This window comes from Spirillospora sp. NPDC000708, from assembly GCF_040299565.1.
Lineage (GTDB): Bacteria > Actinomycetota > Actinomycetes > Streptosporangiales > Streptosporangiaceae > Spirillospora.
The window spans coordinates 1-16,737 of the sequence record NZ_JBEPCJ010000010.1 but is presented as its reverse complement, the minus strand read 5'-3'; the positions used below and the strand labels follow the sequence as shown (position 1 = coordinate 16,737).

Annotated in this window: 14 protein-coding genes and 2 tRNA genes; 1 reads left to right on the top strand and 15 read right to left on the bottom strand. The window is 75.3% G+C overall.

What is annotated here, in order from left to right:
- Positions 1 to 7: 7 nt before the first annotated feature.
- The 11 genes from ABT299_RS09960 to ABT299_RS09910 form a co-directional block, all read right to left on the bottom strand.
- The gene (locus ABT299_RS09960) at positions 8 to 1,681 is read right to left on the bottom strand and encodes an ankyrin repeat domain-containing protein (RefSeq protein WP_500250414.1); all 1,674 of its coding nucleotides are present in this window, start codon (positions 1,679 to 1,681) and stop codon (positions 8 to 10) included.
- Positions 1,678 to 2,811 carry a leucine-rich repeat domain-containing protein gene (locus ABT299_RS09955; RefSeq protein WP_500250413.1) on the bottom strand — a complete coding sequence of 378 codons (1,134 nt, stop codon included), beginning with the start codon at positions 2,809 to 2,811 and terminating at the stop codon, positions 1,678 to 1,680. Before ABT299_RS09955 ends, ABT299_RS09960 begins: the two co-directional genes overlap by 4 nt.
- Positions 2,812 to 2,816: 5 nt before the next feature.
- Positions 2,817 to 4,220 (bottom strand): SDR family NAD(P)-dependent oxidoreductase, encoded by a 1,404-nt coding sequence (locus ABT299_RS09950; protein ID WP_500250412.1) that lies wholly within the window; start codon positions 4,218 to 4,220, stop codon positions 2,817 to 2,819.
- A gap of 33 nt (positions 4,221 to 4,253) precedes the next feature.
- Positions 4,254 to 4,326: transfer RNA gene (locus ABT299_RS09945), tRNA-Gln, on the bottom strand.
- Positions 4,327 to 4,381: 55 nt separating this feature from the next.
- A complete protein-coding gene (locus ABT299_RS09940; RefSeq protein ID WP_500250411.1) occupies positions 4,382 to 6,031 on the bottom strand; it encodes an ankyrin repeat domain-containing protein in 1,650 nt (549 codons plus the stop codon).
- 27 nt (positions 6,032 to 6,058) lie between these two features.
- Positions 6,059 to 6,129 (bottom strand) — tRNA-Cys (locus tag ABT299_RS09935).
- A 43-nt stretch (positions 6,130 to 6,172) separates the two neighbouring features.
- Positions 6,173 to 7,231 (bottom strand): rod shape-determining protein, encoded by a 1,059-nt coding sequence (locus ABT299_RS09930; RefSeq protein WP_387023257.1) that lies wholly within the window; start codon positions 7,229 to 7,231, stop codon positions 6,173 to 6,175.
- A gap of 183 nt (positions 7,232 to 7,414) precedes the next feature.
- The gene (locus tag ABT299_RS09925) at positions 7,415 to 8,293 is read right to left on the bottom strand and encodes a metal ABC transporter permease (RefSeq protein ID WP_500250410.1); all 879 of its coding nucleotides are present in this window, start codon (positions 8,291 to 8,293) and stop codon (positions 7,415 to 7,417) included.
- Positions 8,283 to 8,930, bottom strand: coding sequence for a metal ABC transporter ATP-binding protein (locus tag ABT299_RS09920; RefSeq protein ID WP_387024006.1), 648 nt, complete (start codon positions 8,928 to 8,930; stop codon positions 8,283 to 8,285). The genes ABT299_RS09925 and ABT299_RS09920 overlap by 11 nt, the downstream gene beginning before the upstream one ends.
- A gap of 5 nt (positions 8,931 to 8,935) precedes the next feature.
- Positions 8,936 to 9,892, bottom strand: coding sequence for a metal ABC transporter solute-binding protein, Zn/Mn family (locus ABT299_RS09915; RefSeq protein WP_387023253.1), 957 nt, complete (start codon positions 9,890 to 9,892; stop codon positions 8,936 to 8,938).
- 245 nt (positions 9,893 to 10,137) lie between these two features.
- Entirely contained in the window at positions 10,138 to 10,986 is an 849-nt protein-coding gene (locus ABT299_RS09910; RefSeq protein WP_190868520.1) for an SAM-dependent methyltransferase, read from the bottom strand.
- 254 nt (positions 10,987 to 11,240) lie between these two features.
- Here ABT299_RS09910 and ABT299_RS09905 point away from each other — a divergent pair, with 254 nt between their 5' ends.
- Positions 11,241 to 11,993 (top strand): PP2C family protein-serine/threonine phosphatase, encoded by a 753-nt coding sequence (locus ABT299_RS09905; protein WP_500250409.1) that lies wholly within the window; start codon positions 11,241 to 11,243, stop codon positions 11,991 to 11,993.
- Positions 11,994 to 12,069: 76 nt separating this feature from the next.
- Here ABT299_RS09905 and ABT299_RS09900 read toward each other — a convergent pair whose 3' ends face one another.
- The 4 genes from ABT299_RS09900 to ABT299_RS09885 all read right to left on the bottom strand — a co-directional run.
- Positions 12,070 to 13,056, bottom strand: coding sequence for an aldo/keto reductase (locus ABT299_RS09900; RefSeq protein WP_500250408.1), 987 nt, complete (start codon positions 13,054 to 13,056; stop codon positions 12,070 to 12,072).
- A gap of 166 nt (positions 13,057 to 13,222) precedes the next feature.
- Positions 13,223 to 14,332, bottom strand: coding sequence for a C40 family peptidase (locus tag ABT299_RS09895; RefSeq protein ID WP_500250407.1), 1,110 nt, complete (start codon positions 14,330 to 14,332; stop codon positions 13,223 to 13,225).
- 141 nt (positions 14,333 to 14,473) lie between these two features.
- Complete coding sequence (locus tag ABT299_RS09890) at positions 14,474 to 15,901, bottom strand: maltokinase N-terminal cap-like domain-containing protein (protein ID WP_500250406.1); 1,428 nt, start codon at positions 15,899 to 15,901, stop codon at positions 14,474 to 14,476.
- A gap of 2 nt (positions 15,902 to 15,903) precedes the next feature.
- Positions 15,904 to 16,737: alpha-glucosidase C-terminal domain-containing protein (locus ABT299_RS09885; protein WP_387023242.1), on the bottom strand; the 834-nt coding region annotated here is incomplete at its 5' end.

Here is a 16,737-nt window from a genome sequence, read left to right as displayed (position 1 = left end):
GGAGCAGTCAAAGCAGAAACTCCAGATCGTCGCGTTTCGCCCGCTTGATCGCCGTCGCCAGCGTGCGCGGGCGGCCGGCCGGCCGCGCGGTGCCGCCCGGCGCGTCCGTGCTCGCCCCCGCGTCCAGCAGCCCCCGCACGACGGCGGGCGAGCCGTGGTTCAGCACCGCTAGGAGGAGCGGCGTGCATCCGTCCTGGTCGGTGGCGTCGACGTCCAGGCCCTCGTCCAGCAGCCGTGGCAGCAGCACCTCGTGGTCCATCGTGTGGAGGGCGTGCAGCAGTGTCCATCGGCGCCCGTCGCGGAGGTGCGGGTCGAGCCCCGCGTCCAGCAGCCGCAGGACGCCGTCGGTGTCGCCGTGCGCTGCCCGCAGGAACACCTCCCGGCGGTGCGCGCGCAGGGCGCGCGGCAGCCATCCCGTTCCGGCCGTCCAGGACCGGTGGGCGACGAAGCAGCCGTTCACGGTGCCGCCGAACGCCCCGAGCGCCTGCTCCCGCCGCCGTTCCTCGGCGCCGTGCGGGATCTCCAGTCCGCCCCCGGCCGAGCGGACCATGTGCCACTCGCCCTGGCACCGGACGCGGACCGGCGGCGGCGACTCCGCGAGCGGCGGACCGGACGGCCGGTCCCGGGCCGGGTACGCGGGGAACAGCGCCGACCGCACGAGCGGATGCAGCTCGTCCGGCGCGACCAGCCCGGCGCGCAGCAGGGCGAGGTCGGGAAGGGCGTGCCAGCAGCCCGGGGACGAGCGGCGCCGCATGGACTCCTCGCGGGGCGCCACCCACATCAGCGGGCGCCGGTGCCGTCCCCCCGCCTCCACGTGCAGGCCGAAGCCGTGACCGGGCAGGCGGATCGACAGCGACGCGGGACCGTCCCCGGCCACGCGCTCGATCTGGTGCGCGAACATGGGCGCGCATCCGGCCAGCAGGGCGAGCCTGGACCAGGTCTGCCGCTCGGTCGGCCGCCCGCCGGGCCGCTCCTCCACGATCACCCCGATGCCGGCGGCGGCGTAGGCGGCGGCGACGGCCTCGTCACCGCCGTCCGGACGCTCGGCGAGCAGCGCGGACCACTCGCCGCGAGCCGCGCGGTCACCGGTGTCCGGCTCGGACGCGGGCAGGTCGGCGGGGTCGCGGGGCGTGCCGTCCGCGGCGAAGAACGGCGCGCGCACGTCGCCCCCGTAGTGGCCGAGCAGCGCGCGGTGGTGCCGGTCGTCGAACAGGTACGGCACCACCGACCAGTCGGCGCGCTCCCGGACGGCGGTCCCGAACTCCAGCGTCAGCCGCTGCGGCGCCGACGGCGAGGGCGGCGCCGCGACCCCGAGCACCGGGACCGGCCCGCGGCGGCCCGTCCCGTACCGGCCGAGGACCGCCCGGAACCCGGCGGTGAGCGAGGTGGCGCCGCCGTGGCCGGTCACGTCCCGGGGCAGATGCCAGTGCAGCAGGTCGGGGACGAGGTGGCGCAGGTCGTCCTCCAGCCGGGCCCGCACCTCCGCGCCGAACTCCCGGCCGGCGTCCGCCGGGTCGAACGCGACGTCCACGTTCGCCGCCGCGCAGGCGCCCCGCCAGTCCCCGGCGAGCCGCCGCTCGGCGGCCCGCTCGATCCACCCGCGGGGTACCGCGTACCGGCGGACCTGGCGCCACGCCCGCAAGGACGCGGGGAACGCCGGGTCCCGGCCCGAACGCGTCAACGGTAGACGCTCGCGATCGCGTGCACGTCGGGGTGCGGGCGGGCCGCCGGGCGCAGCCGCTGCGCGAACGCGCGCTTCACCTTGCGCGGGACGCCGGGGCCGAGCCCCACGTACTCCAGCCGGCTCTCCGCGCCGACGCCCGCCAGCAGCGTCTTCGCGCCGCGTCCCGTGAGGCCGGTGTGGCTCAGCCCGAGACGGCGCAGCGGGCTGCCGGGCAGCGCCGCCGCGAGCGCCGCGGCGCCCTCGTCGCCGGTGGCGTTGGGCGGCGCGCCGAGCGCCCGCTCCGACGGCGGGCGGCTCAGGTCCAGCGCCTCGATCGCGTCCAGCGCCCCGGCCAGCGACCGCGCGCCGTCCGGCCCGACGCCGTTGCCGCCGAGCCCGAACCGGACGGGCCGCCCCGCCGCCCGCGCGGCCGAGGCCAGCACCGCGGCGCCGCGGTCGCCGAGGTGGTTGGCGGGCGCGTACAGCTCGCGGACGCCCGCGTCGCGGACCAGCGCGGCCAGCAGGTCCGCCGCGTCCGGCCCGATGCCGTTCCCGCCGAGGAACAGCCGCTCCAGCGGCGCGTCCCGGTCCATGAGCGCGTCGAGCAGCGCGCGCAGGCCCTCCAGGCCGAGACCGGTGTTGACCAGGTCGAGCGTCCGGATCGCCGCGTTGCGGCGCAGCATCGCGGCGAGCGCCCGCGCTCCCGCGTCGCCGACCGGGTTGCGCTTCAGCCACAGCGCCCGCACCTCGCCGTCGGACGCGAGCCGGTCCGCGAGCACCGCCGCGCCGTCGCCGTCGATGCGGTTGCAGCCCAGGTAGAGCGTCCGGACGCCGTGGCCCGGCTCCAGCGCCGCCGCGATCGCCCGCGCGCCCTCGCCGCCCATCGCGTTCGTCCCGAGCAGCAGGTGCACCGCGTGCGGCGACGCGACCGCCGCCGGGACGAGCCGCGCCACGCCCGCCGCGCCGAGCCCCTGCTTGCACAGGTCCACCCGGCCGTCGCCGCGCAGCGTCCCGACCGGGAACGCCTCGTCGCCGCCGACCGGCGCCGCGTCGGCGAGCCGCGCCAGCAGCGGCGCGAGCGCGGCCGGGTCGGCGGGCGGCACGTCCGGGTGCTCGATCGCGGGGCAGCGTACGGGGGTCGGCTCCATGCTGTTCACCACTCCACCGGTCGGTAGTCCTTCAGGAACACGCCGGACAGCCGCTCGCCGCCGACGCCCCGCACGACCGGGTCGTAGACCCGGGCCGCGCCGTCGATCACGTCCAGCGGGGGCCGGAACCCGGCGGCGAACTGCTCGAGCTTGCCGGGGTGCGGCCGCTCGTCGGTCACCCAGCCGGTGTCCACGCTGGTCATGTGGATGCCCGCCGCCGCGTAGTCCGCGGCCGAGGTGCGGGTCATCATGTTCAGCGCCGCCTTCGCCATGTTCGTGTGCGGGTGGCGGACGGTCTTGTGCTCGCGGGAGAAGCTGCCCTCCATCGCCGACACCTGCACCGCGTACCGGTCGGGGAACGGCGACGCCTCCAGCAGCCCGCGCAGCCGCGAGGTCAGCAGGAACGGCGCGAACGCGTTCACCATCTGCACCTCCAGCCACTCGCCCGGGTCGACCTCGTGCAGCCGCAGCGTCCAGCTGTTGCGGTCGCGCAGGTCGAGGGGCTGCCCGGTCTCGTCGGTCAGCCCCGCCGGGAACAGCGCGTCGTCGGACACGGCGAGCGCGGCGGCGGGGCCCGCCTCCAGCGCGGCCCGGCCGCCCTCGGCGACGTCGACGCGCGCCGCCGCGCCGGTCAGCGGCAGCGCCTCCGCCGCGCGCACCTCCCGGTGGTAGGCGGGCGGCCGCCGGACGGTCTGCGCCGCGTTGTTCACCAGGACGTCCAGGTGGTCGAACCGGGCGTGCACGGCGTCCAGCAGGCCCGCGACGCCCGGCAGGTCCAGCAGGTCGACGCCGTGGACGTGCAGCCGGGAGAGCCAGTCGGCGGAGTCGGGGACGGCGGCGAACCGGCGCGCCGCGTCGCGCGGGAACCGGGTGGTGACCAGCACCTCCGCGCCGTCGCGGAGCATCTTCAGCGCGACCTGGAAGCCGATCTTGATCCGGCCGCCGGTGACGAGGGCGCGCCGCCCGCGCAGGTCGCAGCGGGCGTGCCGGCGCGCCAGGTTCTCCGCCGCGCACTCCGGGCACATCAGGTGGTAGTCGGGGTGCACGTCCCGGTACGGCGCCTTGCAGACGTAGCAGGTCCGCGCCCGTTTCAGCGTCCGCCCGGACGCGGGCCTCGCCGGAGCGGGCTCCGGATCGGCTCCGGGGTCCTGGTCCTGGAAGCGGGTGGCGGCGGCCATCGCGTCGAGGTCCTCGGCGCGTCGCTGCGTCCTGCGGGCGGCCTTCCGCGCCTTCTTGCCGGACCGGTGCAGCTGCGACGCCGCCTCGTGCACGGCCCGCCAGCGCGGGTCGTCCGGGTCGGTGGCCCGCGCGCGCTCCAGCAGCCGCAGGCAGGCCGCGAGCTCCTCGGGGCGGGGCGCCTCGTCCTCGACCGGCGGTCGCGGCCCGCCGGCTCGCGCAACGGCCGTCACTGCACTCCCTCGTCCCCGTCAGCCGGATCGGGGCGGAGCCGACCGGATTCGAACCGGCGTCCTCCAACATGCAGTATTGGTGCGTCGACCTCTGCGCTACAGCCCCGCCACCGGCAGCGTAACGGAACCAACCCGGCGAACCACCCGAATTTCGGTGATCTTCACGGCGTGGCGAGCAGCGGTTCGAGGTCCTCGCGCCCGCTGCGCCGGACGAGCCACGCGAACGTCCCCCGGACGCGGCGGCCGCCCGCCTCGGCGTCCCGGCTCGCGCCGGCCTGCAGCAGGGCCCGGACGGTGTCCGGGGAGCCGTGCTCGGTGACCGCCGTGGACAGCGGCGTGCGGTCCGACCGGTCGCGCGCGTCGACGTCGAGGCCGGCGGCCAGCAGCCGGGGAAGGACCAGGCGGTGATCCATCGCGTGGACGAAATGCAGCAGGGTGCGTCCCTCGCCGTCGCGCGCGCGGGGGTCCATTCCCGCGTCCAGCAGGCGGAGCACGCCGGGGGCGTCGCCGTGCAGCGCCCGCAGGAACAGCTCGCTCCGCTGGCGCCGCAGCTCGCGCGGCAGCCGGTCCGGGCCCGTCCGCCACGCCTCCCGCACGGCGAAGCAGCCGGAGAGGTCGCCGCCGAGCGCGCGCAGGGCCTGCTCGCGCCGCTCCTCCACGGGTCGGTGCGGCAGTGCCAGCGCTCCGCCGCACCAGCGGACCTCGTGCCACTCGCCGCGGCAGCGGACCCGCACGGGCCTTGGCGGCTCCGGATCCGGCGGCCCCACCGGCCCGTCGGCGGCCGGACGCGCCGGGAACAGCGCCGACCGGATCAGCGGATGCAGCTCGTCCGGCGTGACCATGCCCGCGAGCAGCAGTTCGGCGTCGGGGAAAAGCCGCCAGTGGTCAGGCGCCGCCGAGCTGCGGTACTCCCCGGGCGCCGCCGGCCTCAGCAGCGGGCGCTCGCCCCCGCCGCCCGCCTCGACGGTCACCGCCCCGCGCGGCGTGTACGGCGATCCGAAGACCGCGGTGACCGGATCCCCGCCCTGCCCGGCGGCGAGGCGGCGGGCGCGGGCCGCCAGCACGGGCGGCCGTCCCAGGCGCAGCCGCAGGGTCTCCATGAACGCTCCGCGCTCGGCCGGATCCGCGGGCTGCCGGAGCTCGAAGCCCGCGGCGGTGAAGGCGCCGGCGACGTCACCGCGCTCGTGGCGCATGACCGACCATTCCGCCCGTGCCACGGTGTCGCCCGGTCCGGGATCGGACGCGGGCAGTTCCTCCGAGGCCAGAGGCGTCCCGTCGGCGTGGAAGAACGGGATGCGGCCGGCGCCGCCGCAGTCGTCGACCAGCTCTCCGCAGTGCCGGTCGTCGAACAGGCGGCGCGCGCCCGTCCAGTCGCGCGCCCTCCGGTCGGCCATCGCGGTGAACACCAGCCGCAGCCGCTGCGGCGCCCGCAGGGACGGCGGGCCGAACACCTGGAGCACCGGGCCGCCGTCGCCGTACCGCGCGAGGACGAACCTCAGATGCTCGTCGAAGACGCTCAGGTCGCCGGGCCCCCGGGGCAGGTGCCAGCGGAGCAGGTCGGGCACGAGATGCCGCAGGTCATCGGAGAGCCGCCGGGCCACGGCGGACCCGTGCTCGCGCGCCACGCCGTCCAGTGTGAAAGCGACGTCCATGTGCGCCGCCGCGCAGGCCCCGCGCCAGTCGCCCGCGCGCCGCAGCCGCGCCGACCGCTCGATCATCCACCGGGGGACCCGGTGGCGGCGCGTCCGCTGCCAGGCGCGCAGCCACGCCGCCGGCATCGCCGACCGGGCGGCGGGCCCGTCGGACGCCACCTGCACCCCCCATCGCCGTTCGAGGGGCAGGACCGGCCGGAATCGAACCGGCGTCCTCCGCTGTGCAGGCGGTGCGTCGACCTCTGCGCTACGGCCCTGCCGGGCGGCAGCCTAGCCGCCCCGGCGGGACGGCGCGATCCGTCACTGCTCGGGCACGGTGGTGAGCAGGTGCGGGCGCGGGGAGCTGCGGCGGGCGGGCGGCTCCTGCGACCCGGACGAGCGCAGCACGTCGGCCGCGCCGATGACGGCGGCGTCGCCGGTGTCGTCGCCGATGCGCGCGGCCAGCCCCGTGCGCTCCTGGATGAGCTTGTCCAGGCCGGGCAGGCGGGCGGTGCCGCCGGTCAGGGTGATGCCGACGCCGAGCAGCTCCCCGGAGATCTCCGGCCCGCAGCCCGCCAGCCCCTGCTGGACCGCCGCGACGATCTCGCCGACCGGCGCGGCGATGGCGCGGGCGACGTCGGCGGTGGTGAGGACGATCCCGCGCGGCATGCCGGTGGTGAGGTCGCGGCCGTGCACGACGGTCTGCCGCAGCGGGCGGCGCCCGATCGGCGGCACCGCGCCCACCTCCAGCTTCGCGGCCTCGGCGCTGGCCTGCGAGATCCGCACCTCGTGCTCGCGGCGGACCAGCGCGACGATCGCCCGGTCCAGGGACGAGCCGCCGACGAGCGCGGTGTGCGAGGTGACCAGCCCGCCGAACGAGATGACGCCGACGTCGGTGATGTCGGCGCCGATGTCGGCGACGACCACGACCTCCGGCCGCCCGGAGGAGGTGAGCCCCATCCCGATGGCGGCCGCGATCGGCGTCGGCACGAGGGTGAGGCGGCGCGCGCCTGCCTGGAACGCCGAGAACTGCAGCGCCCGGTAGTGCACGGACGACATGCCGCTCGGCACCGTCACGACCAGCCGGGGCCGCGCGGTGTAGCGGCGCTTGTGGTGGGTGCGGACGAGGGCGCGCATCAGGTACTCGGCCTCGTCGGTCTCGGTGGGGGCGCCCTCGCGGATGGGCCGGACGAGGCGGACGTCGGGGTTGCGCCCGGCCATCTCCTGGGCGGGGAGGCCGAGCGCGAGGATCTTGCCGGTGTGCAGGCAGCGGGCGAGCAGTGACGGTTCTCGCGCGACGACCCCGCGGTCCCGCACATGCATGCGCACCGTCGAGCTCCCCAGGTCGATGGCGGTGTCCCGGCCCGCGAAGTCCCACATCGCGTCCCCTTCTTCCCTCTCGGCCTGCAGTCGCAGAGAGCTGATGCCCTGCCGACCTGCGGCGATGCCCATCGGCGGGTAAGCGAATCGCAACGTCCCGGCGAACAGGGATCGGGAATTCCGGATAACGCGACCGGCGGGCCGGGCCCGCCCGGCCGCCAGTGCCGAGCGGGCGTCAAGAGATCATGTGGGGACGGTGTCGCGCCGCCGGGCGTGCGCGCGGGACGGCCCGCCGCGCCGGGCCCGGAGGGCGCCCGCCGCGCGGCACGCCGCGTACAGCGCGAACGAGATCGTGGTGACGTACGGGCTGATCGGGACGCCGGCGCCGAGCGACAGCAGGATCCCGCCGACCACCGACACGGTCGCGAGCGCGGCGCTGAGCACCGGCACCAGCACCGGCGACGCGGTCACCCGCACCGCCGCGGCGGCCGGCGTGCAGATCAGCGCGAGGACCAGCAGCGCCCCGACGACCTGCACGGACACGGCGACGGCGAGGCCGAGGACGAGCATGAACAGCGGCGACAGGGCGCGCACCGGGACGCCGCGCGCCGCCGCCACCTCCGGGTCGAGGCTCGCGAACGCCAGCGGCCGCCACATCACCGCCAGGCACACCAGCACGACCGCCGACGTGCCGAGCAGCCACGACAGCCGGGGCGTGTCGATCGCGACGATCTGCCCGGTGAGGATGCCGAACTTGTTGGCGGCGCGCCCCTTGTACAGCGACAGGAACAGCACGCCGAGGCCGAGCCCGAACGGCATCAGCACCCCGATGGCCGAGCCGCGGTCGCGCGCCCGGCCGCCCAGCACGCCGATGAGCGCGGCGGCCAGCAGCGCGCCCGCGATCGAGCCGCCCGCGACGCCGGCGCCGAGCAGCAGCGCGGCGGCCGCGCCGGCGAACGACAGCTCGCTGATGCCGTGCACCGCGAACGCCAGGTCGCGCATCACGACGAACGTCCCCGCGAGCCCGCCGACCAGCCCGAGCACCGCGCCCGCGATCAGCGAGTTGCGGACCAGGCCGAGCAGCGCGCCGTAGTCGTCGAAGTTGACGATCTCATGCCACATCGCGCGCCTCCGGCCCGCCGGGCATGCGCAGGACGCGGTCGGCGAACGGCAGGACCGGGTCGACCTCGTGGGTGACGAACACGACGGCGGTGCGGTGCTCTCGGCACCGCCTGGCGACCAGCTCGCTGACGGACCGCTGGTGCGCGGCGTCCAGCGAGGCGAGCGGCTCGTCGCAGAGCAGCAGCCGCGGATCGGACGCGAGGGCCTGCGCGACCCGGACCCGCTGCAGCTCGCCGCCCGACAGCAGCTCGATCGGGACGTCCGCGAACGCCTCCGCGCCGACGTCGCGCAGCGCCTCGCGGACGCGGCGCCGCGCGCCCCGGTCCGGGGGCCGCGGCCCCCAGCGGTGCCCGTCGACGCCGAGCCGCACCAGGTCGCGGGCCCGCAGCGGGGTGTAGGCCGGGACGCTGCGGTGCTGGGGGACGTACCCGATGAGGGGGCCGCCGCGGCGCGGCGGGCGCCCGCCGACCGTCACCGTCCCGGCCGACAGCCGCCGCAGCCCCAGCAGCACCTTCAGCAGGCTGGTCTTCCCCGATCCGTTGGACCCGAGGACGGCGACGAACTCCCCGGCCGCCACGTCGAGGTCGAGTCCGCTCCACACCGTCCGGTCGCCGTAGCGAAGCGCCCCGCCGCGCATCGAGATCACGACAGCGCCTTTCCGAGCGCGGCGATGGTGCCGGCCATCCAGCCGATGTAGTCCTGCCCGGACGGGAGGGTCTCGGTGACCGGCACGACCGCGACGCCGTTGTCCTTCGCGGCCTTCTCGACCTGCTCGGTCTGCGGGCCGCTCGTCTGCGCGTTGTAGACGAGCGCCTTCACCTTCTTCCCGCCGAACAGCCCGAGCGTCTCCCGCAGGGTGCGCGGCGCGACGTCGTCGCCCTCCTCGATGGCCTCGCTGAACGCCTCCGGCGTCTCGTTGCGCAGTCCGGCCGCTTCGAGGAGGTAGAGGGGGACCGGCTCGGTGATGGCGACGCCGTCGCCGGAGTGCGCGGCCTTGAGCGCCGCGACCCGCCCTTCGAGGTCCTTCAGCTTCGCCTTGAACGCGGTGGCGTTCGCGGTAAACGCGGCGGCGCGGGCGGGGCGGGCCTTCGCGAGCGCGGCCGACAGCCGGTCGGCCAGCAGCGCCATGGACGGCAGGTCGTACCAGACGTGCTCGTTCAGCTCGCCGCCCGCCGGCGCGGTCCGCCCGGAGATCCGCACCGCGTCGAGGACCTCGGCCTTGGACGACGACGCCTTCAGCATGGTCGTCATGAAGTCGTCGTAGCCGCCGCCGTTCTCGATCACGACTCCGGCCCGGCCGAGGGCGAGCCGGTTGCGCGTCCCGGCCTCGTAGGAGTGCGGGTCCTGCCCCGGGTCGCTGATGAACGAGGTGACGCGCACGTCGGCGCCGCCGATCGTCCGCGCGATGTCGCCGTAGACGTTGGTCGAGGCGACGACCGGCACCGCCCCGCCGGACGTCCCTGCGGGCGCGGCCTCGGACGGCGAGCCGCAGGCGGCGAGGGCGAGCAGGGGCACGGCCGCGGCGGCGGCGCCGGCCGTGCGGAGGGCCGCCCGGCGCGGTCGCGGGTGCGGGGGCAGGGGCAGGGGCAGAGGGGGCATGGGTCGCTCCTGAAAATGAAAACGGTTTTCAGTGCAACTTAGCATGATGTGTCCGGATGCGTCCCATGGCGGGGGGGAGGGGACGAGCGGCGGCGCGCGCCAGAGACCGCCCGGCGGCGGTGCGCGGAAACGCGAACGGGCCGCCCTTCACCTGGGTGAAGGACGGCCCGTTCGGGTCCGGCGGGCGCCGTGGCGCCCTAAAGGGAAAGCGGTCCGCGGCCCTCGATCGGACCGGCGGGTGCGGGTCAGCGCTTGCGCAGGACGCCGCCGTACTCGTAGATGCCGGTGTCCAGCTTGGAGGCGCCCTCGTACTTGCGCAGCTCCTCGGGGACGGGCGCGAGCGGCGGCTGCAGGTCCATCGGCCGCCAGTCGACGAGGTTGCACAGGCCCGGCTCGACCGGGTCGAAGTCCGACAGCAGCGCGTCGATCTCGGCCGGCGTCCGCGTCTGCCACGGGATGCCCGCGCCGGTGACCTGCGCGGTCATCTCCGCGCTGCGCACCGGGTCGTCGCACGCGACCTGCGAGAACGTCAGGTGGCTGCCCGGCGCGGCACGGTCGATGACGGCGTGCAGGATGCCCCTCGGGTCGTCGGAGTCCGGGAGGTGGTGGCCCACGGAGAGGAACAGCGTCGCGACCGGCTCGGAGAAGTCGATGAGCCGCTTGACGTCCTCGTGCTCCAGGACGGCCTCCTGGTCGCGCATGTCCGCGGTGATCACCGTGGTGGACGCGTCGCCGGCGAGCAGCGCGCGGCCGTGCGCGAGCACGATCGGGTCGATGTCGACGTACACGACGCGGGCGTCCGGCGCGAACTGCCGCGCGACCTGGTGGACGTTGGCGTCCGTCGGCAGGCCGCACCCCATGTCGATGAACTGCCGGATGCCGGCCTCGGCCGTCAGGTAGCGGACGGCCCGGTAGAGGAACAGCCGGTTCTGCCGGGTGATGTCCAGCCCGGCCGGATGGTGCTCCAGCTGCCCCCGGATGAACTGCCGGTCGACCTCGTAGTTGTCCTTGCCGCCGAGCAGCCATCCGTAGGCGCGCGCCGAGGTCGGCACGTCGTTGGGGATGTCGGCGATCGAGGGCTGGTCGTCGTTCACAACCCGCTCCGCATCTGCGCAGTAAGTGGGGATCAGTGTCGGTTGGAACGGTATACCGCTTCGCCGCCTCGCGTTCGATCTTTGGTCCGTCCGGTTCCGCCGTCCCGGCGGCCATGCGTCCGCGCTCGGGCGGCCGCAAGGCCATCTCATCACCAAGTTGCTTGTGAAACGTGTTCCGGCGTGCTTCTCTGGCGTGCGTGGCGCACCTCTCGCTCCGGTACGCGGCTGGCACGGACATCGGCAGGCGGCGGCGCGTGAACGAGGACTCGGCGCTCGCCGGGCCGTCGCTGCTCGCCGTCGCCGACGGGATGGGCGGCCACCCGCACGGCGACGTCGCCAGCGCCGCCGCCGTCACCGCGCTCACCGAGCCGCCCGCGGCCGGCGAGCCCGCCGCCGCGCTCGCGGCGGCGGTGGCGCGGGCGGCCGCGCGGCTGGAGGAGCTGGCCGCCGCCGACCCGGAGCTGCGCGGGATGGGCACCACGCTGACCGCCATGGCCTGGGACGGCGCCGGGTTCGCGGTGGCGCACATCGGCGACTCCCGCGCCTACCTGCTGCGCGGCGGCGACCTCTTCCAGATCACCCGCGACCACACCATGGTCCAGACGCTCGTCGACAGCGGGCGGCTCACCCCGGAGCAGGCGGCGGACCACCCGCTCGGCTCGACGCTCCTGCGCGCGCTGCAGCCCGGCGGCGACCAGCACCCCGACCTGTTCCGGCAGGACGCCGCGCCCGGCGACCGCTACCTGCTGTGCTCCGACGGCCTCTCCGGCTTCGTCCCGGCCGGGGCGATCCGCGACGCGCTGGCCGGGGCCGCGCGTCCCGAAGACGCCGTCACCCGCCTCATCGCGCTGGCCGACGCGGCGGGCGCCCCGGACAACGTCACCTGCGTCGTCGCCGACGTCGCCGAAGGCGCCGCGGACCCGGCGCGGCGGGAGCCGGAGCTGCTCGGCGCCGCCGCCGGGAGGGGACGCCGTGCCCGCCGGACCCGCCGGACCCGCCGCGCCTGAGCCGCGCCCGGACGAACCCGCGCCGACCGTGTTCGCGGGACGGCCGAGCCGGCCGCCGTCGCGGCTCCCGGGCGTCCTACCAGGCGAAGGCCTCGGGCGCGGGGCCCGGGCCGGGGAAGATCTCGTCGAGGGCGGCGAGGAACTCCTCCGACAGCTCCAGCTCGACGGCGCGCAGCGCGGAGTCGAACTGCTCCTGGACGCGGGGGCCGACGATGGGGCCGGTGACGCCGGGACGGGTCAGCAGCCAGGCGAGGCCGACGTCCCCCGCCTCGACGCCGTGCTTGTCGCAGAGGTCCTCGTAGGCCTGGATCCGCGCGCGCTCCGCCGGGTCCTCCAGCATCTTCGCCCACAGGCCGGACCCGGACCGGGCCGTCCTGCCCTCGCTCTGCTTGCGCAGCACGCCGCCCAGGATGCCGCCGTGCAGCGGCGACCACGGGACGACCCCGAGGCCGTACGCCTGCGCCGCCGGGATCACCTCCATCTCCGCGCGCCGCTCGACCAGGTTGTACAGGCACTGCTCGCTGACCAGGCCGAGCGAACCGCGCCGCGCGGCCGCCTCGTTCGCCTGCGCGATGCCCCAGCCGGGGAAGTTCGACGACCCGGCGTACAGCACCTTGCCCTGCTGGACGAGGACGTCGACGGCCTGCCAGATCTCCTCCCACGGCGTCGTCCGGTCGATGTGGTGGAACTGGTACAGGTCGATGTGGTCGGTGCCGAGCCGCTTCAGCGACGCCTCGCACGCGCGCCGGATGTTCAGCGCCGAGAGCCGGTCCCGGTTGGGCCACGGGTCGCCCTCGGGGCTCATGTCGCCGTACACCTTGGTCGCCAGGACGGTCTTCTCCCGCCGCCCGCCGCCCTTGGCGAACCAGGCGCCGACGATCTCCTCGGTGCGGCCCTTGCCGCCGTAGATGTTGGCGGTGTCGAAGAAGTTGACGCCCGCGTCGAGCGCGGAGTCCATGATGGCGTGGGCGTCGGCCTCCTCGGTGTGGCGGCCGAAGTTCATCGTGCCGAGGACGAGGCGGCTGACCTTCAGGCCGGTGCGGCCGAGCTGCGTGTACTTCATGGCACCAAGCCAAGCACCTGGAGTGCGCTCCAGATCAAACGGGCGCGCCGCCCTGGACGCCGGACGTCCGAGGCGGCGCGCGGGCGGCGCCCGCCGCGGCGGAGCGTCGCCGGGGCGGTGCCGGTCGTGGTGCCGGTCGTGGTGCCGTGTGCGGTGCCGCTGGGGATCAGTCGGGTACGTGTCCGGGCGCCTTCAACGCCCCGGAGTGCGCGAACGGTGTCCAGGACCGCCATCCGGAATCGGGCCGGGAGCCGTCCCCGGGGCGTCCGTGCGGTCGGTTCACGTGGTTCGCGGTGTTCGAGTGGTCCGCGTGCGCGTGGTCCGCGTATTCCGCGTTCGCGTGGTGCGGATGCTGCGCGGCGGGCCTGACGTGCCTCGGCCGCGGGGCCGGATCTCTGTCCGGTCTGCCAGGTCTGATGTGGTTCGACGTGTCGTCGCTTCGCGGTGCCTGGGCCGCGGGATGTGCGGGGGTGTTCGCCGAGGGGTTTCTCGGGTGGTGCGCTGGTCTGTCGGCGGATGGCGGAAGATGGGGGGTCCGCTGCTTATCTGGCGGCTTTCGCCGGGCCTCGCGATCCTGCGCCGCCATTCTGTCTATCTTGTCGACGAGCTCGCGGATGGACGGGGAAAATGTCTGTTTTGCCGGTGCGCCGGGCCGTACCGCCCCGGCGAACTCCCGTTTTCGGGCCGCGCCCATCGCGTCGATCCTCACCCGGGCGCCGGTATGCGGGGCGTGCAGGAAGCGGCCGTGGCCGACGTAGATGCCGACGTGACTTCGCCCGTGGAAGAACACGAGGTCGCCCGGTCTCAGGGCGCCCAGGCCCACCTTCCGCTCCACCGACCGGTACTGCGAGTAGGTGACGCGCGGGAGCCGTACCCCCGCCCTGCGCCAGGCGGCCATCGCCAGGCCCGAGCAGTCGTAGCTGGACGGCCCGGCCGCGCCCCACCGGTACGGCTTGCCGATCTGCCTGCGCGCGAACGCCAGCGCCTCCCTGGCGCCGCTGCGCTGCTCGGCGAGCTTGGTGCGGTAGTGGTCGTAGGCCCTGACCTTGCTCAGCGTCCCGGCGTCCAGGTTGAGCCGCTTCAAGACGATCGGGTTGAGCTGTGCCCTGGCCGGGGCGCCCATCGGGACCGACAGCGCGAACCCGGCCGCGGTCGCGGTGACGGCGACGGCGATCGCCCGGTGCTTCCGGACCGCCGGCCCGGTACGGCGCGCGGCCCCGCCGGCGCGTGCGGTGCGGCCGGCGCCGTCCCGATGTGAGTGACGTGCGATGCACATTCGCGTGCTCTCCGTTTTCCCTCGTCGGTTGATCATCCCGCCGACAGTTCGGGTACCCGGTGGCCGCACTTGAATGGGGGAGAACCGGCCGATTTTGCGTGATCATGGAGGGGAATTGATGCCGGAATTCGGTGTCTTTGATCAAGCGGTCAGATGGGCCAGCGACTTCAGCGGGACCGGCAGCCACGCCGGCCGATTCCGCGCCTCGTACCGCACCTCGTAGACCGCCTTCTCGAATTCGAAGGCGCGCAGCAGGACCGCGTGCGCGGCCGGGTCGGCGCCGCCGGCCGCCGCGTACCCCCGGCAGAACGCGACCCGGTTGCGGGCCGCCCATGCGTGCGCCCGCGTCTCCAGGTGGCCGCCCGACTCCAGCGGCACCGTCCCGGACCGGGTGATGAGGAACCGCGCCGCGTACTCGAACGAGCGCAGCATCCCGGCGACGTCGCGCAGCGGGTGCGACAGGGCGCGGCGCTCGCTCTGCGTGCGCGCCGGCTCGCCCTCGAAGTCCAGCAGCGACCAGCCCGACTCCGACCGCAGCACCTGCCCGAGGTGGTAGTCGCCGTGCACCCGCTGCACCGGCAGCGGCTCCGCCTGTGCGGCCAGGTCGATGAAGGCGCCGGTCAGCGCCTTGGCGTGCGGGGCGAGGCCGGGCACGGCGCGGCACGTCCCGGTCAGCTCCTCGTTCATCCGCGCGGCCAGCGCGCGGACCTCGTCCGCCGGGACGACCGTCACGCCGAACGCGTCGGCGAGCGCGCGGTGCACGTCCGCCGTGGCGGCGCCGAGCCGTTCGGCCTCGGCGGCGAAGTCGCCGCCGGCGGCGCTGGCGTCCAGCTCCGCCCACTCGTCGTCCAGCGGCGTCGTGTGCGCGAACCAGTCGCGGACGCTCGCGATCGCCAGGCTCCACCCGTCCGCGCCGGTGCGCAGGTAGTCCGACAGCAGGCCGAGGGTGACGGGTTCGCCGCCGGTGCCGTCGCCGCCGGGCGCCAGTTCGATCCAGCCGTGCACGGCGGGGACGTGCTCGCAGCCGGCGCGGGTCAGCGCGAGATTGACCTCCAGGTCGAGGTTGACGCCCTCGCTGAGCCGGCGGAACAGCTTGCAGATGTACGCGTCGCCGAACAGCAGCGAGGTGTTGCTCTGCTCCGCCGTGATGGGCAGGCTCGTCAGGTCCGTCCGGATGCGGGCGCCGGGGACGTGCCGGAAGCGCAGCGGGCCGACCGACGCACCGGCGGCCAGGTGCTCCAGCAGCGTCCGGGTCAGGTCCGGGTCGTGCACGGCGTCGTAGGTGTGCTGCCTGATGGCGGCGCCGCCGCCGGGCGGGCCGCCGATCCGCGCGTACCCGAGCCGTCCGGGCAGGTCGCGGCGGACGCCGAGCAGGAGCTGGTAGCGGTCGGTCGCGCCGTCCTGCCGGACGTCCAGGACGAGGTGGTACAGGCCCGGGTCGCCGGCCCGCAGCTCGGTGGCGGTGCCGATGGACAGGTCCTCGATGGGGCTGTCCTTGCCGCCGAACCAGCGCTGCCGGGGCAGCCATTCCGCGAGGTCCCGCGTGAGGACGCTTTCGGGTGGCAGCACCTTCAACCGTCCTTCTCCGTGCCGCTTCCGGGTTCCCCGGCGGTGTCCGCCGGGCCGTCCCCGCCCGCCGGAGCCACGGGCGGGGCCGCGGGCGGGTCGGCGGGCGGGCCCGGGGGCAGGTCGTCGAGCGGATCGACGGGCGCGGCGTCGGGGGGCATGAGCTGGAACCAGTAGAAGCCGTGGCCGGGGAGGGTGAGCAGGTAGGGCAGTTCGCCGATGGCGGGGAACTGCACGCCGCCCATGCACTCCACGGGGGAGTACCCCTCGAACCGCCGCATGTCGAGCTCGACCGGCTGCGGGAAGCGCGACAGGTTCGCCACGCACAGCACGGTGTCCATCCCGCCCCAGCGGTCCTGGTCGGCCTCGTCGATCTCGCGGGTGAAGGCGAGGACGGAGGGGTTGGAGGCGGACAGTTCGACGTAGGTGCCGACGCCGAAGACGGGGTGGCGCTGCCGGATCTCGATCATCTTGCGGGTCCAGTGCAGGAGTGATCCGGGGTTGTTGACCTGGGCTTCGACGTTGACGGCCTGGTAGCCGTAGATGGGGTCCATGATGACCGGCAGGTAGAGGCGTGCGGGGTCGCATTGGGAGAAGCCGGCGTTGCGGTCGGGGGTCCATTGCATGGGGGTGCGGACGGCGTCGCGGTCGCCGAGCCAGATGTTGTCGCCCATGCCGATCTCGTCGCCGTAGTACAGGACGGGTGAGCCGGGCAGGGACAGCAGCAGGGCGGTGAAGAGTTCGAGTTGGTTGCGGTCGTTGTCCAGGAGGGGGGCCAGGCGGCGGCGGATGCCGATGTTGGCTTTCATGCGGGGGTCTTTGGCGTATTCGGTGTACAT